This window comes from Chryseobacterium taeanense (genome assembly GCF_900099685.1).
Taxonomy (GTDB): domain Bacteria; phylum Bacteroidota; class Bacteroidia; order Flavobacteriales; family Weeksellaceae; genus Chryseobacterium; species Chryseobacterium taeanense.
In genome coordinates, this window is record NZ_FNDW01000002.1 from 179,001 (window position 1) to 195,485 (window position 16,485).

Below are 16,485 nucleotides of genomic sequence, written 5' to 3' on the forward strand. Positions count from 1 at the left end.
TATGAAGCGTATTATTTTATTTGGTTTAATGACTTTGGCTGTTTCAAATATAACGGCTCAAAAATCTGAGAATTCTCTGAAAAAAGCTTTTAAAAATAAATTTTACATCGGAACGGCCATGAGCCTTCCTCAAATCAATGGAACAGATGTGAAATCGGATCAGATTATTACCTCACAGTTCAGTTCAATTGTTGCTGAAAACTGTATGAAGTCCATGTTTCTGCAACCTCAGGAAGGAAAATTCTTCTTTGATGATGCCGATCGTTTTGTGGCTTTTGGTGAAAAGAATAAAATGTTCATCATTGGTCACACGCTTATCTGGCATTCGCAGTTACCCAAATGGTTTTTCGTGGACAAAGACGGAAAAGATGTTTCTGCGGAAGTCCTTAAGCAACGAATGAAAAATCATATTACCACCGTTGTTTCAAGATACAAAGGTCGCGTGAAAGGCTGGGATGTTGTCAACGAAGCCATTATGGAAGACGGAACTTACAGAAAAAGCAAGTTTTATGAGATTCTTGGTGAAGAATTTATTCCTTTGGCGTTCCAGTATGCGCAGGAAGCCGATCCGAATGCGGAATTATATTACAATGATTACAACGAATGGTTTCCTGAAAAAGTAAAAACGGTAATTAATATTGTTAAAAAGATGAAATCCAGAGGGATAAGAGTTGACGGTGTTGGTATGCAGACCCACGTTGGACTAGATACTCCGAAACTCGCAGAATATGAGAAAGCGCTAGTAGATTACGCTGCTGCAGGAGTGAAAGTGAATGTCACAGAAATGGAAATCAGTGCGTTGCCTTCACCATGGGGAACTTCTGCCAACGTTTCCGATACAGTTGAATATCAGGCAAAAATGAATCCTTATACCAAAGGTCTTCCTGAAAATGTGCAGAAAGAATGGGAAAACCGTTACCTTGATTTCTTCCGTCTGTTTATCAAGCATCAGGATAAAATCAGAAGAGTGACATTGTGGGGTGTGACCGATAATCAATCTTGGAAAAATGATTTTCCGGTAAAAGGACGAACCGATTATCCACTACTTTTCGACCGCAATTATAAGGCAAAACCCGTTGTACAAAAAATCATTCAATTAACAAAAGAGAAAAAATAAATAGTATTTGTTGTGATGACAATTTATAATTATAGTCATCAATCATCAATTATAATTTTATAAATCTATCATCTATCATCTATCATTCTATTATCTAAATATCTTATCTAAACAATGAAAAAAGCAAAATATCTTTTCCCGAGCGACTATATGGCAGATCCTTCCGTACACGTTTTTGAGGGGAAAATTTATATCTATCCTTCCCATGATCGCGAAAGCGGAATTGAAGAAAATGACAACGGCGATCATTTCGATATGAACGATTACCATGTATTTTCTCTGGATGATATAGAAAACGGAGAAATTACCGATCATGGAGTTGTACTTTCTGTTAAAGATATTCCGTGGTCGGGGAGACAGTTGTGGGATTGTGATGTTGCTTTTAAAGACGGCAAATATTATATGTACTTTCCATTGAAAGACAAAAACGATATTTTCAGAATAGGTGTTGCAGTGAGCGATAAACCGTACGGACCTTTCGTTCCTGAAAAACATCCGATGCTGGGAAGTTACAGCATCGATCCGTGTATTTTTGAAGAAAACGGAAAACATTATATGTATTTCGGAGGAATCTGGGGCGGACAGTTACAGCGTTACCGAAACAATAAAGCGTTGGAATCTGCTGTAATTCCTCAGGATCATGAACCTGCCATTTCATCTAAAGTTGCTTTGTTAAGTGAAGATATGATGGAATTTGGTGAAGATCCTAAAGATGTTCTTATTCTCGATGAAAACGGAAATCGACTGCTTCATGGAGACAAACATCGATTCTTTGAAGCTTCTTGGATGCACAAATATAACGACAAGTATTATTTTTCATATTCAACAGGAGACTCTCACTTGCTTTGCTATGCAATAGGCGATAATCCTTATGGACCATTTACTTTCCAGGGTGAAATATTAACACCGGTTGTCGGCTGGACCACTCATCACAGTATTGTTGAGTTTAAAGGAAAATGGTACCTTTTCTTTCACGACAGCGTTCCAAGCGGTGGAAGAACATGGCTAAGAAGTATGAAAGTTGTGGAACTGGAATATGATGAAAACGGTAAAATAAAAACCATCGAAGGATTGGACGAAAATTAATAAACTTCAGTTCGTAAGATAATAACTAAACTTTGACAAAGTTTTTAAACCAATTTTCATCAGCAGAACCCGAAGGTTCAACAACAATAGGCGTAGGTAAAACCTATGGAAAATAAAAATTAATTAAGTAAATCCAAATGCAACATTTCCGAGCTTATTTTATACTATTTCTAATAATTCCGTTAATGATCTTTGCGGAAGACGGAAGTCAACTTTGGCTTAGATTTCCTGCAAAAAATGGGATATCGGCAAATCAGATTATTGCCAAAGGAAACAGTCCGACTTTAAATATTGCCAAAAAAGAATTGACCAGTCATTGGCAGGGACAGACTGTGGAACTGAGAACTGATAAATCATTAAAAATCCAGAAAGACGGCTACACGATAAAATCTGTTAAGAATAAAATTGTAATTTCTTCCGGAAAAGAAATAGGTTTGCTGTATGGAGTTTATCATATTTTAAGACTTCAACAAACTCATGTTTCGACGTTAAATTTAAATATTACAGAAAAACCTTCATACGATGTAAGAATTCTCAACCATTGGGATAATCTTGACGGAACCATCGAGCGCGGATATGCGGGACATTCACTTTGGAAATGGAAAGATTTACCGAATACAATTTCTCCCCGATATGAAGAATATGCAAGAGCGAATGCTTCTGTCGGAATCAATTCTGTAGTATTGAATAATGTGAATGCCTCCCCGAATATGCTTCGTGAAGATTACCTTAAAAAAGTAAAAGTACTGGCAGATATTTTCAGACCTTACGGAATCAGGGTTTATCTTTCGGTAAATTTTGCCTCACCTAAAGTATTTGGAGGAACCGAAAATTCAGATCCTTTAAATAAAAATGTTCAGAAATGGTGGAAAGATAAAGCTTCAGAAATTTATAAATTAATTCCTGACTTCGGCGGTTTCTTGGTAAAAGCCAATTCAGAAGGTCAGCCCGGACCTCAGGATTACGGAAGAACCCATGCCGACGGAGCCAATATGATGGCAGATGTCTTGAAACCTTACGGAGGAATTGTGATGTGGAGAGCTTTTGTGTACAGCCCAAGCAAAGATGACCGTGCCAAGCAGGCCTATCTGGAATTTGTTCCTCTTGACGGGAAATTCAGGGATAATGTGATTATTCAGATTAAAAACGGACCGGTGGATTTTCAGCCTAGAGAAGCTTTTAATCCGCTTTTTGGAGCTTTAAGAAAAACTCCTGAAATGATAGAATTTCAGATTACTCAAGAGTATTTGGGGCAGGCTAATCATCTGGTTTATCTCGCTCCTTTGTTTAAAGAAACGTTGGAAAGTGATACTTATTCAGATGGAAAGGGTTCTACCATTGCTAAAATTACGGACGGAACATTAAGACCTGGAAAAATTACAGCCATTTCCGCTGTGGCGAATATCGGAGAGGATACCAACTGGACGGGTCATCATTTTGCACAGTCCAACTGGTACGCATTCGGTCGTCTTGCCTGGAATCATGAGCTTACGGCAGATCAGATCGCAAAGGAATGGATCACCATGACTTTTACCGATAATGAAAAGTTTCTTAATCCAGTAAAAGAAATGATGCTGACTTCAAGAGAAACTGCTGTTGATTATATGATGCCTCTTGGGCTTCACCATATTTTTGCAGGAGGACATCATTACGGTCCCGAACCTTGGGGAGATTACAAAGGCGGAAGACCGGACTGGTCGCCGGTATATTATCATCAGGCCGATAAAAATGGAGTAGGATTCAACAGAACTAAAACGGGAAGCAATGCTGTTTCACAATATTTTCCTCCATTAAATGATATCTATGGAAATATAAAAACCTGTCCTGAAAATCTTATTCTCTGGTTTCACCATGTGCCGTGGGATTATAAAATGAAAGATGGAAAAACATTGTGGGAAGAACTTTGTTATAAATATGATGCTGGTGTTCATGAGGTAAGAGATTATCAGAAAATCTGGGATCAGATGGAACCTTACATCGATGAGCAAAGATTTACAGAAGTACAGTCAAAACTGAAAATTCAGGCAAAAGATGCCGTTTGGTGGAAAGATGCCTGTTTACTGTATTTCCAGACTTTTTCTAAAATGCCTATTCCTTACGATATCGAAAGACCTGTGCATGAATTGGAAGATCTGAAAAAAATAAAACTTAATATGGGTCATCATAATTAAAAAAATAAGGCAACTCTTTTTCCATAATTTGAAAAGAAGAGTTGCCTCATAAAAAAATAACTGTACGTAAAATTTATCCGGTTTTAATCGGACTAACTATATAAATAATTTAGTTTAAGATTATTTTAGGGAAATCACCTTGTTAAAAATATTTCCATTTTCTTCCACTCGGATGATGTAATTTTCTGATGTATTTCGGTTAAGATCAAATGTCAAATCCAATTCTCCGTTCACAGATTGTTTCGTTTGATTGTAATAACTGTTGTTTGCAAGATCCATTACAGAAATGTTCACCGGATTTTTCGTATTCGATAAATGAAGCTTCACCAGATTATCTGTAATTGTGTATTCAGGTTTATTGATTACGCTTACCGGAGTTTTTTCTACCTCCATCACATTGTTTTTAGTGATATTAATTCTGTATTTTTCAACCTTTGTTTCAGATTCTGCAACCAGATAATAAGTTCCTGAAGCAAATTCTTTCAGATCATAAGATTTTGATACCGAATTTTCCGTATCCAATTTTTCAGAAAATAATTCACCGTCAATATCGTTATAAACAAACAATGAAACATTTTTAGCATTTGATATTTCAAAGTTTAATGTTTTTGCATTCACATTTCCTAAAGAAATCGAAAAGTCTCTGTCTTTACTCATCAGGCTTGCAGAGATCAATAAGAAGCCTACAAGAAAACTGGATTTTAATAATGTATTCATAATGATAAGTTTTTTGTTATCAATAATTTATACTGCAAATCTACAGCACTTATCTATTCGGATCTACAATACAATTTTCACATATATGCACAATATTAACCTATGTTATGTGTTAATTAAATATTAATTGTTAATTTTACACATGTAAATAATTATCTAAAGATGAAACATTCACATCCTGCTTTTGAAGCCATAAAACCCAATATTGGCAGTAGTTTTACGACCCTTAAGTTCCTAGGCAATGAGAATATAAAATCTCATGTCTGGCATTATCATCCTGAGGTAGAACTGATATTTGTTTGCGGAGGTTCCGGAAAAAGACAGATCGGAAGTAATATTTCCTACTTTTCGGATGGTGATCTTGTACTCATCGGGAGTAATCTTCCGCATTGTGGTCTTACCAATGAAAATACCAATAATGAGTATGAAATGGTGATACAGTTTAAACCTGATTTTCTGGGAGAATATATTTGGGAAACTCCGGAAATGCAAAGAATTTCAGCTTTACTCGAAAAATCAAAAGCCGGAATTGTTTTTGGAGAAAATCTTAAAAAAACTGTCGGTAAAAAAATAACCGATATGCACGAGTCATCATTACTTGGTAAACTCATTATCTTTCTGGAAATACTGGAAGAACTTGCCACGACACAGGATTACAGGATTTTGAACGCCGGAAAATACTATTTGCAAACCCAGGTGGAAGACAATGAAAGAATCAATCATATTTTTAATTATGTGAAAGATCATTTTAAAGAACAGATTACTTTGGAAGAAATTGCAGATCTTGCCAATATGAAAGTGCCGTCTTTCTGTCGTTATTTTAAGAAAATAACCAATAAAACATTTACGCAATTCGTGAATGAATACAGAATTACACATTCCCTGAAACTTCTTGCCGAACAGCCTTTGAGCATTACTGAAGTTTGTTTTGAATCTGGTTTCAACAATTTCAGCTATTTCAATAAAACCTTTAAAGAATACATTAAGAAAAGCCCGTCGCAGTACAGAAAAGAATTCAATTACTTTATGGAATAATGATATTGTTTATTTAAAATATACGTGTAAATTTAACATTTATAATTTTTAAGCAGAAAATACTCTTATTTTGATTCAGGAAAAACTAATTAATGACACAAAAGCGGCATTTCAGTTTGCCTTCCGGTCAGAACCGGATCATGTTTTTCTTTCACCCGGAAGAATTAATATTATTGGTGAGCACGTTGATTACAGTGACGGTTTTGTATTACCCGCGGCAATCGATAAATACATCTGCTTTGCGGTAGAAAAGGTAGATTCTGAAACCTGTACTTTTTTTGCAAAGGATTTTAATGAAACTTTTAGCTTTAATGTAAGAGAAAAGCAATCTCCGGTTTCACAGATGTGGGTGAATTATTTACTCGGTGTTTTCAATGCTATTCAGGAAGAAGGAAAGACAATCGGGGGACTAAGGATTGCTTTCAGCAGTACAATTCCTATGGGTTCCGGACTTTCTTCATCCGCAGCACTGGAATGCGGTTTTGCTTTTATCCTCAATCAGATTTTTAATCTTGGCTATTCTAAAAAAGAAATTTCCCTGATTGGTCAGAAATCGGAACATACTTTCGTTGGCGTTAAATGCGGAATTATGGATCAGTTTGCCTCCGTTTTCGGAAAAGACGGAAAGGTTATCATGCTCGATTGCCATTCCCTGGATCATCAATATTTTAATGCTGACCTTAAAGGTTACAGTTTAGTATTGTTCGATAGCTGTGTAAAACATACGCATCTCACATCAGGATATAATGACCGCCGCAATGATGTTGACCACGGTAAAAAAGCTTTGTGGAAAAAAATTCCACAGGTAAAGAAATTCAGGGATTTCAGTTTTGAAATGCTTGATGAAGTGCGTGAAGAAATCGGCGAAACTTCGTACAAAAGATGTTTCTATCTTTTAAAAGAAATAAAAAGGGTAGAGCAGGCCGCAAAAGCTTTGTCTGAAAACAATATGGAAAATCTTGGTAAGCTTCTTATCGAAACACATTCAGGACTCTCCGAAGAATTTGAGGTAAGCTGCGATGAGCTTGATTTTTTAGTAGAACAGACCTTAAAAGAAAATGGCGTTCTCGGCGCAAGAATGATGGGCGGAGGATTTGGCGGCTGCAGCATCAATCTTATTAAAGAAGATTGCGTAGATAAGATCATTAAAACAATAAGTGAAAAATATCAGGCTGAATTTAATATTCAGATGAAAATATATCAGGTTAAAATTTCCGAAGGAATAAAAGAATATACAACTAATGAGTTCAGCATTTGACAGTAAACAGCATCCTCACAGAAGGTATAATCCGCTTTTGGACGAATGGATTTTGGTTTCTCCCCAACGCGCAAAAAGGCCTTGGCAGGGACAGACTGAAAAGTCCTTAGAAGAAAAACTTCCGCATTATGATCCTGAATGTTACCTGTGCTCTGGGAATGTTCGCGTGAATGGTCAGAGGAATCCGGATTATAAAGGAGTGTACGTTTTCGATAATGATTTTGGGTCTTTGCTCAACGAACAAGTTGAATTCTCTGAAGATCATTCAGATTTTTTCACCATCAGACCGGAACGTGGAATTAACCGGGTAATCTGTTTCTCGGAAAACCATAGTCTTACACTACCGGAAATGGAAGTAAAAGATATAGAAAAGGTTGTGGATACGTGGCAACAACAATACGAGGAACTCGGAAGTCAAGATTTTATCAACCATGTTCAGATATTTGAAAATAAAGGGCAGGTTATGGGTTGCAGCAATCCTCACCCGCACGGGCAGATCTGGGCGCAGTCATCTATTCCTTCTGCTGTGGTAAGAACGCAGGAAAACCTTAGATTTTATTTTGAGAAAACCGGAAGATCACTTTTAGAAGATTACCTAAAAAAAGAGTTGGAGGCAGATGAAAGGATTATTCTTGAAAACGAAAATTTTGCAGCATTGGTTCCTTTCTGGGCAGTGTGGCCATATGAAACGATGATTATCAGTAAAAGAAAAATAGGTAATATACTTCAGTTTTCGGAAGGAGAAAAAAGATGGTTTGCAGAGATTATAAAAGATCTTACAACGAAGTATGATAATCTTTTTGAAACATCATTTCCTTATTCCGCAGGCATTCACCAGACTCCGACAGATGGTCTGGCACATCCCGAATGGCATTTTCATATGCATTTTTATCCGCCGCTGCTGCGAAGTGCCGAAGTGAAAAAATTTATGGTAGGCTATGAAATGCTTGCCGAAGCACAGAGAGACATTACTCCAGAACAGAGTGCAGAAATTCTGAAGAATCTTTCAACGGTACATTATAAAAGTAGAAACTAAATTTTTATTAGTAAGAAGTTAAGATTTAGAAATATAACTTAATAGTCTTCATAAAATCAATATCTTGATTCTTCACTTTAAAAGCTTTATTAAACATTAAAACAAAAAAATAAGAGAACCCTTGTAAAGAGTTCTCTTATTCCTAATACTATTTGAAACAATTTGTATTAATTCAATTCGTCCAGATTTTCAAATCTTGCGTAAGAAGATTTCAGGTGATGAAGATGGTCAGAAACAACCTGTGCGCTTTGCGGTGTTAGATCTCCGCTATCCAGCGCATCCTGATAAGCATCAATAGCTGCTTTTTCTCCGAAGACAACATTTCCCAATGTAGATTCGTCTTTATCGCCGCTTAATGAATTTTTTACATCGATCCACGCTCTGTGTAATGCTCCCGCAGTACTTGTTGTATTATCTGCATTTCCTCCACATTCATTGATTAACCTGATAAGATCAGATTTCATAGTCTGAGATTGGGAAACCATTTGGTCATAATCAGCTTTCAAAGTAGAATGTGTATCCCATACTTTGTCCTCAACTTTAGAAAATCCTTCAATTCTGTCATTCGTAATGTTTAGCAAATCATTAAGTACTGATACTGTTTTTTCGTTGTTCATATTAAATTTTTTTTAGTGATGTGCTTTGTAAGTTACAATAAGCATGCCTTGTCACATTAATTTTGTTTAAAATTTAAAATGAAAGTTTGGCATAAAAAATGATGTTGGTTTATAATTATACTATTTTTTTTATTATTAGTGTATTTATAAATTAAATTCAACATCATGAATTACAAAATGACAAAAGAAGTCATTGATCTTCTTGAACAGTTTGAAATCGAAAATACTAATGGTCATTATCAGGCCAGCATGAATGGTTTTAAAGACTGGCTTTGTGATAAATCCTCATTTGAAAACAAACAAAAACAAGAGCCTTACTGGGAAGGAAAAGAAACCGGGAGAAGTCCCGAAAGTGCTATAAGCACATTATTGGTTCATGTAAACCGATATGCAAAAACATATTCGAAGTCAGCTATTTCAGAATCTGATTTTACTACACAGGAAGATTTCATTTATCTCATTAATCTTAAAGCCTTCGGCAAAATGACGAAAATGGAACTTATCAAAAAAAATATTCATGATAAGCCTGTAGGAATGCTCATTATCACAAGACTTTTAAAGCAAGGTTGGATTGAACAGACTGAATCTGATGTCGATAAAAGAAATAAAATCATATTTATCTCTGAAAAAGGTAAGCAGGCTCTTGAAAAGCAGATGAAAAAAATAAGGGAAGCAACAGACATTGTTGCCGGAAACCTTTCTTATCATGAAAAAATGGAACTTATAAGAATTCTGAATAAACTCGATCGCTTTCATTACCCGATTTTCTCAAGAAATATCGACAGCAAAGATCTGATTAAAACTGTTTACGAAGAATATTCATTTAAAAATTAACTATGAAAAAGAAAATTGCAGTAATAGGATCAGGATTTTCCGGGCTTTCTGCTGCGGCATATGCTTCTAAGCATGGTCATGAAGTTCATCTTTTTGAAAAGAATAATGACATAGGAGGCAGAGCCAGACAATTCAAAACTGAAAACGGTTATACTTTTGATATGGGGCCAAGCTGGTATTGGATGCCGGATATCATTGAATCTTTTTTTAATGATTTTGGAAGTAAAGCATCAGATTTCTATACACTCGTTCCTTTAGACCCGCAATTTGAAATGGTTTTTTCCGACGGAACAATGAACATTCCGCATAGTTACGAAGAGATGAAAGATCTTTTTGAAAAAACAGAAACCGGAGCCGGAAAAAAACTCGACGAATTCATGAAAGATGCCCAATACAAATATGAAGTGGGAATGCAGGATTTCGTCAACAAACCCTGCCATTCATGGTTTGAATTTGTATCCCCTAAAATTGCTAAAAGCGCTTTAAAACTTGATCTTCTCACGAATTTTCAGCGCTTTGTACGAAAATATTTTAAAAATCCTAAACTGATTGTTTTAATGGAGTTCCCTGTTATTTTTCTGGGTGCTGCACCAAAGGATATTCCTGCGTTGTACAGCTTAATGAACTACGGAGGATACAAGTTAGGGACATGGTATCCGATGGGCGGTTTCTCGAAAATTATTGATGCAATGAAAAATATTGCGGAAAAACAGGGAACCCGTTTTTACGTAAATGCTGATGTTAAAAAGATCAATGTAAAAGACAAAAAAGCCTCATCATTGACCGTAAATCAGGAAGAAATAGACTTTGATGTTGTGATTGCCGCTTCAGATTATCACCACACAGAATCTAAACTTTTGCCTGAAGAATTCAGGAATTACAATGAGGAATACTGGGAGAAAAGAATTTTCGCGCCTTCATGTCTTATCTTTTATCTTGGGTTTAAGGAAAAAATTCCTAACTTAAAGCATCATACTTTATTTTTTGAAAACGATCTGGATCTTCATACCGAAGAAATTTATAAAGATAAAAAATGGCCTACGAAACCTCTGTTTTATTTATGTTGTCCGTCAAAAACAGATCCTTCCGTAGCTCCCGAAAACTGTGAAAATGTGTTTCTTCTGATGCCTGTAGCACCGGGAATTGAAGATTCTGATGAAATAAGGGAAAAGTATTTCAATGAAATGATCCTCAGACTTGAAAAACATACCGGAACATCGGGTCTACTGCAGAACTTAGAGTATAAAAGAAGCTATTGCGTAAGAGATTTTAAAGAAGATTACAATGCTTATCAGGGAAATGCCTACGGTCTTGCCAATACATTGTCCCAGACGGCAGTCCTGAAACCGTCACTGAGAAACAAAAAAATAAAAAATCTCTTCTATACGGGGCAGCTTACCGTACCGGGTCCGGGTGTGCCACCATCCATCATCTCTGGAAAAATAGCTGCAAACGAAGCCAACAAAAATTAATTGCTATGAAAAAACTATTCGACGAACTTTCTTACAAAGTCAGTAAAGAGACTACCAAACAATACAGCACAAGTTTTTCCCTTGGAATTTTAGCTTTGTCCAGTACGATAAGAAATCCTATCTATGCCATTTATGGTTATGTACGACTGGCCGACGAAATTGTAGACAGCTTTCATGATTTTAACAAAGAAAAACTACTGAAAAAATTTAAAGAAGAAACTTTTCAGGCGCTGGAAGATCGGATTTCACTAAACCCGATTCTTCAGTCTTTTCAGGAAACGGTGCATGAATACAACATCGATCAGAACCTTATTCATCAGTTTCTGAAAAGTATGGAAATGGATCTTCAAAAAATAGACTATAATTCTGACCTCTACAAAGAATATATTCTGGGTTCAGCAGAAGTGGTAGGTCTTATGTGTCTGCATATCTTCGTGAATGGCGACAGAAATCAATTTGAAAACCTTAAACCTTATGCCATGATTTTAGGTTCTGCCTTTCAGAAAGTCAATTTTTTAAGAGATATGAAAGATGATTATTACACATTGGGAAGAAGCTATTTTCCCAATCTTGACATGACTTTATTTGATAATAATATAAAAAGTTCCATTGAAAAAGAAATAGAAGAAGAGTTCAGACAGGCGCTCATCGGGATTAAAATGCTTCCTCCATCCTCAAGATTTGGGGTTTATCTTGCTTACAGATATTATGTTTCTTTATTTAAAAAGATCAAAAGAAAATCTGCCCAGACGATTATGAGTGAAAGAATCAGAATATCCAACGGTGCTAAAATTTCCCTGATGATGAGCTGTTACGTTCAGTACAAAACCTCTTTTTTATAATCATTTATACCATTAATAATGAACTTTCTAATTGTAGTAACAACTTTTTTCGTGATGGAAGGCATGACATGGCTTATTCATAAATACATCATGCACGGTCTGCTCTGGGTATTGCACAAAGATCATCATGACCATAGCAACGAAGGACATATGGAAAAGAATGATTACTTCTTCGTCATATTTGCAGTTCCTACCATTATTCTTATGTATTACGGAACAATGAATGGATTTAATCACTGGTTTTATATTGGATTAGGAATTGCCCTTTACGGAATGGCGTATTTCTTTGTACACGATATTTTTATTCATCAGCGGATAAAATTGCTTCGTGACACCCAAAACCCATATCTTTTAGCCATAAGACGAGCGCACAAGCAACATCACAAACATACCGGAAAAGAAGAAGGGGAGTGCTTCGGATTTCTGTGGGTTCCTGTAAAATACTTTAAAATGTACTTTAATAAAAATAAATAATGGAACATTACCTATATCTCCTTATCAACTTTTTTACCGTCATCGTCTGCTTTATTTTTTCTTTTCATCCGAAGATACAATTCAGCAGATATTTCAAAGAATTTCTATGGGCTTCACTGCTTGTAGGAATTGTTTTTATTGCCTGGGATGCCTGGTTCACAAAAATAGGAGTCTGGTGGTTCAACGATAAATATCTGTTGGGAATAAGACTCTTCGGATTACCCATAGAAGAACTGCTCTTTTTTATCTGCATTCCTTTTTCCTGTGTATTTACTTACTTCTGTCTTACTACATTTTTTAAACTCGACTGGAAACCTTTGCCCCAAAATATCTTTGTGATCGTATGCATTGCAGCATCTTTAGTCATCAGCTATTTTTTCCGTGAAAGAATCTACACTTTAATGACATTTTTATCAACAGCAGGCAGCCTTTTCATCCTTCATTATATACTTAAAGTAAAATGGATCGGTAAAGTTTCGTTCATCTATCTTCTTCTTATGCCGGGCTTTCTGATGGTTAACGGAATATTGACAGGTACAGGACTCGAATCTCCCATCGTCAATTATAACCCTGATGAATTTATCGGATTGAGAATCTTAACAATCCCTGTTGAGGATACAGTCTATGGCTATGAGCTTATTCTGTGGAACATCTTTTTCTTTGAGTTGTTCAGAAAAACAGAAAAACAACCTGTTGTCGAAGTTGAAGCTTGATTTCATCTGCAAGGCAAAACAAAACTTCATTGATATTTTACATATTTAAAAAGCTATCCGTAAGTTGGATAGCCTTTTGATTAATACTATTTCTTTTCTTCTTTAGCCGCTTTCGAGTTTTTCGCCGCTTTTACCACTTCATTGATGTCTGCATACAACAGTTCCCAACCTGTGATATCTTTCATTACCGTGATGAAATTGAGATAAGATCTTAAGGCTTTTTCCAGATCTTTACGGATCGAAGAGGCACTTTTCATGTTTCGGAGGTTTGCATTTGCTCCTGCCTGTTCGGCAAATATCTGTTCAAATGCGTTCTGCTTAGACTTCATATCATCGAAAGCCGGAAATAAAGAAAGAGCATTGAGCTTTTGAGTGTTTTCCGGTTTCTCAAGGTCTTCGATCAATTTTTTCATTTGGGCGGTTTGAGAAGAGTAGCTCATTTTGTCCAGACTTAAATCATACAGTTTAAAGATCTGGTACAGATCTTCTGCAAACTGATAATTGGACAACGAGGGCATTTTTCTGTATCCGTTCAGGAAATTCTTTAATGCTCGGAAACTAATGTCCCTATCCCTGTCTGAGCTTGCTACGTCATTTCCTTTACCACTGAAAGCAGATTTTGTATAAACAGCATCATACTCTGTATAAATTGTTTTAAGTTCAGAAAATAGGGGGTGATTGGATATTACTGCATATTTTCCCGAATCGGAAGCTGTAATCGTTCTCTGTACCAAGGTGGCCAGGTCTTTTGTATTTAAATCTGACAATGTGATTTTCATAACATCTGCGTTTTTAATTGTGAATACTTATTAAATTTTAAGGTTTAAATATAAATAAATTGCCATTTCAAACCAAATCTGTTGGTTTAAACTAAAACAGTTTGCCGTTTCTTTCTATTCTGGCAGATTAGACTTTCCCGGATTGCTGTTTTAATTTAATCTGTCAGTTTGGACTCTCACGGTTTCCTGTTTTTCTTTAATCTGGCGGTTTAGACTAAAACGGAGTTCTGATTTTGTTTAAACTGATGGTTTAAAAAGAAATGGAAAGTGGGGAAGATGGAAAATGATTGTTTTTGAATATTCAAAATAATTTATGAGAAAGTCCAGAGTTTAATTAAAGAAGTTATTTAAACTTTTAATTTTTTATTGGCCTTAAAGAAAATTCAAAAAAATGCTAAATGCCATTAAGGGAAATCTTCGGGAAAGCAGGAGAGAATGGATGTTATGGATGTTTAAAAAGGCGGGAAGCAGAAGATCTAATGTGACGGAATATCAATTCTGGCAACAGCATAATCATCCTATAGAAATATGGTCACTTAAAGTATTTGAGCAGGAGCTTATGTATACACAAAAAAACCCTGTAAAAGCCGGTTTTGTTATGGAGCCGTGGAAATGGAAATACAGTAGTGCTCGCAATTATTGTGATGATTATGATGGAGTTTTAAAGATTGATGTTAATTTATAATATTAAAATCTTAAATTTCCTTTGCTGGCGCGAGCGTACCGCTCGTGTTCAATATAAAATATCATTATTATAGCATAAGCACGAGCGGGACGCTCGCGCTAGCGGTAATTATTTATAATACCAAAACAAAAACAGTTTCGATATAATTTTATTAAATATAAAAAACAAAACCTGCCAGACGGCAGGTTTTTCCCTATATAAAAAATAATATTTAATGTCCTGATTTCGCATCGGCATCTTGCTTTACATGCCCCAGATATTTGGTACAGTAAGCTCCGAAAATCAGAATTACGACATAGCAGAATACCGGAATGATAAACGAATGCTGTACTCCGAAAACATCAGCCAGATATCCCTGGAAGATAGGTACGATAGCTCCTCCCAAGATAGCCATTACGACTAATGAAGAACCCTGACTCGTATATTTACCTAATCCTGAAATGGCTAACGTGTAAATATTCGAGAACATAATGGAATTGAATATTCCGATTCCCAGAATACTGTACATTGCCATTTCACCATGATTTAACATAGCAGAAATTAACAGAACGACATTCACTGCCGCAAAGATAGATAGTGTTCTTGCCGGAGCTGCTTTCCCGATGAAGAACGCCACAAAATTCAAAGCAATAAATACAAGGAAGAAGCTGATTTGTGCAAAAGTAAGATCTACAATACTGAAGATCACCAAAAACACAGCCGCCGCTGCTCCCAGCATATACAACGCTTTTTTACCCTGACTGAGAGAATGGTTCAATGAAATAGCCCCTAAGAAACGGCCGATCATCGCCCCGCCCCAATACAGGGAAAGATAGTTTTTACTTACCACTTCGGATAGATTCATCACTTGTGGCTGCTCAAGGAAACTGATGATGAAACTTCCCACGGCTACTTCTCCGCCCACATAGCAGAACATGGCTACCACTCCAAAGATGAGATGATTATGTTTCAGGGCTCCAAAACCCTTGACAATTTCTTCACCTTTTACCTGAAAGTCAGGAAGCTTCACTCTTGAAATCAATAAAGCTACCAGTAAAAGGATTCCTGCAAAGATCAGATAAGGAATCTTGGTGGCTGCTGCAGAGAAAGAACCGTCCGGTGCAGAAAATAATTCAAAAATAAGATGTCCGCCCAAAACCGGTGCGATCGTTGTTCCGAACGCATTAAAAGCCTGGGTCATATTCAGTCTGCTGGACGCCGAATCTTCCGGACCAAGCAGGGAAACATAGGCATTCGCAGTGATCTGAAGGACTGTAAATCCTAATCCTAAAATGAACAGTGCCCCTAAAAATAATCCGTAAGAAGCAAAGCTTGCCGCAGGATAAAAGAGTACGCAGCCTAATGCCGCAAGAAAGATCCCGAAAAGGATTCCTTTTTTATAGCCCACTTTATCAATCGGGTCGCCCTGTGTGGTCGATATTAAAAAATAGATCAGCGAGCCGATAAAATAAGCTCCAAAGAAACAGAACTGTACCAGCATCGATTCGAAGAACGACAGGCTGAAGAGCTGTTTCAGATAAGGAATAAGGATATCATTCATGCAGGTGATAAATCCCCACATGAAAAATAAAAGGGTGATGGTAACAAGAGGAACTGTATAATTCCTGCTTTTAGCCTTTACATCATTGCTCATAACATTCATTTATTTA

The 16,485-nt window shown here is 36.3% G+C and carries 16 protein-coding genes; 12 read left to right on the top strand and 4 right to left on the bottom strand.

Going from position 1 to position 16,485, the window contains the following annotated elements; all coding sequences use genetic code 11:
- Position 1: 1 nt before the first annotated feature.
- From BLR30_RS03835 to BLR30_RS03845, 3 genes are all read left to right on the top strand, one after another.
- Positions 2–1,117 carry an endo-1,4-beta-xylanase gene (locus BLR30_RS03835; protein ID WP_089855897.1) on the top strand — a complete coding sequence of 372 codons (1,116 nt, stop codon included), beginning with the start codon at positions 2–4 and terminating at the stop codon, positions 1,115–1,117.
- 114 nt (positions 1,118–1,231) lie between these two features.
- Complete coding sequence (locus tag BLR30_RS03840; RefSeq protein ID WP_089855029.1) at positions 1,232–2,203, top strand: glycoside hydrolase family 43 protein; 972 nt, start codon at positions 1,232–1,234, stop codon at positions 2,201–2,203.
- 185 nt (positions 2,204–2,388) lie between these two features.
- Entirely contained in the window at positions 2,389–4,374 is a 1,986-nt protein-coding gene (locus tag BLR30_RS03845; protein WP_228400700.1) for an alpha-glucuronidase, read from the top strand.
- Positions 4,375–4,494: 120 nt separating this feature from the next.
- On the opposite strand, the gene BLR30_RS03850 is transcribed toward BLR30_RS03845, so the two are convergent.
- A complete protein-coding gene (locus tag BLR30_RS03850) occupies positions 4,495–5,091 on the bottom strand; it encodes a hypothetical protein (RefSeq protein ID WP_089855035.1) in 597 nt (198 codons plus the stop codon).
- A 162-nt stretch (positions 5,092–5,253) separates the two neighbouring features.
- Between BLR30_RS03850 and BLR30_RS03855 the strand changes: the two genes are divergently transcribed.
- The 3 genes from BLR30_RS03855 (at position 5,254) to BLR30_RS03865 (ending at position 8,420) form a co-directional block, all read left to right on the top strand.
- Positions 5,254–6,126 (top strand): AraC family transcriptional regulator, encoded by an 873-nt coding sequence (locus tag BLR30_RS03855; protein ID WP_089855038.1) that lies wholly within the window; start codon positions 5,254–5,256, stop codon positions 6,124–6,126.
- Between the two features lie 70 nt (positions 6,127–6,196).
- A complete protein-coding gene (gene galK, locus BLR30_RS03860) occupies positions 6,197–7,384 on the top strand; it encodes a galactokinase (RefSeq protein ID WP_228400701.1) in 1,188 nt (395 codons plus the stop codon).
- Positions 7,368–8,420: a UDP-glucose--hexose-1-phosphate uridylyltransferase gene (locus BLR30_RS03865; RefSeq protein WP_089855041.1), complete on the top strand. Its 1,053-nt coding sequence runs from the start codon at positions 7,368–7,370 to the stop codon at positions 8,418–8,420. Before galK ends, BLR30_RS03865 begins: the two co-directional genes overlap by 17 nt.
- Before the next feature lie 167 nt (positions 8,421–8,587).
- Here the strand turns inward: BLR30_RS03865 and BLR30_RS03870 are convergent, their stop codons facing one another.
- Positions 8,588–9,037 (bottom strand): PA2169 family four-helix-bundle protein, encoded by a 450-nt coding sequence (locus tag BLR30_RS03870; protein ID WP_089855044.1) that lies wholly within the window; start codon positions 9,035–9,037, stop codon positions 8,588–8,590.
- Positions 9,038–9,202: 165 nt separating this feature from the next.
- Between BLR30_RS03870 and BLR30_RS03875 the strand changes: the two genes are divergently transcribed.
- From BLR30_RS03875 to BLR30_RS03895, 5 genes are read left to right on the top strand one after another with little or no spacing between them, the layout of a single operon-like run.
- Complete coding sequence (locus BLR30_RS03875) at positions 9,203–9,871, top strand: MarR family winged helix-turn-helix transcriptional regulator (protein ID WP_089855047.1); 669 nt, start codon at positions 9,203–9,205, stop codon at positions 9,869–9,871.
- 2 nt (positions 9,872–9,873) lie between these two features.
- The gene (locus BLR30_RS03880; RefSeq protein ID WP_089855050.1) at positions 9,874–11,343 is read left to right on the top strand and encodes a phytoene desaturase family protein; all 1,470 of its coding nucleotides are present in this window, start codon (positions 9,874–9,876) and stop codon (positions 11,341–11,343) included.
- Positions 11,344–11,348: 5 nt separating this feature from the next.
- Positions 11,349–12,185, top strand: a complete 837-nt coding sequence (locus BLR30_RS03885) for a phytoene/squalene synthase family protein (RefSeq protein ID WP_089855053.1) — start codon at positions 11,349–11,351, stop codon at positions 12,183–12,185.
- An 18-nt stretch (positions 12,186–12,203) separates the two neighbouring features.
- Complete coding sequence (locus BLR30_RS03890; protein WP_089855055.1) at positions 12,204–12,659, top strand: sterol desaturase family protein; 456 nt, start codon at positions 12,204–12,206, stop codon at positions 12,657–12,659.
- Positions 12,659–13,372 carry a lycopene cyclase domain-containing protein gene (locus tag BLR30_RS03895; RefSeq protein WP_089855059.1) on the top strand — a complete coding sequence of 238 codons (714 nt, stop codon included), beginning with the start codon at positions 12,659–12,661 and terminating at the stop codon, positions 13,370–13,372. The genes BLR30_RS03890 and BLR30_RS03895 overlap by 1 nt, the downstream gene beginning before the upstream one ends.
- An 86-nt stretch (positions 13,373–13,458) precedes the next feature.
- Here the strand turns inward: BLR30_RS03895 and BLR30_RS03900 are convergent, their stop codons facing one another.
- Positions 13,459–14,151, bottom strand: coding sequence for a DUF6261 family protein (locus BLR30_RS03900; protein WP_089855062.1), 693 nt, complete (start codon positions 14,149–14,151; stop codon positions 13,459–13,461).
- Positions 14,152–14,542: 391 nt separating this feature from the next.
- Between BLR30_RS03900 and BLR30_RS03905 the strand changes: the two genes are divergently transcribed.
- Positions 14,543–14,836 carry a hypothetical protein gene (locus BLR30_RS03905; protein WP_089855065.1) on the top strand — a complete coding sequence of 98 codons (294 nt, stop codon included), beginning with the start codon at positions 14,543–14,545 and terminating at the stop codon, positions 14,834–14,836.
- Positions 14,837–15,047: 211 nt separating this feature from the next.
- On the opposite strand, the gene BLR30_RS03910 is transcribed toward BLR30_RS03905, so the two are convergent.
- Complete coding sequence (locus BLR30_RS03910) at positions 15,048–16,469, bottom strand: sugar MFS transporter (RefSeq protein WP_228400702.1); 1,422 nt, start codon at positions 16,467–16,469, stop codon at positions 15,048–15,050.
- Positions 16,470–16,485: the final 16 nt, after the last annotated feature.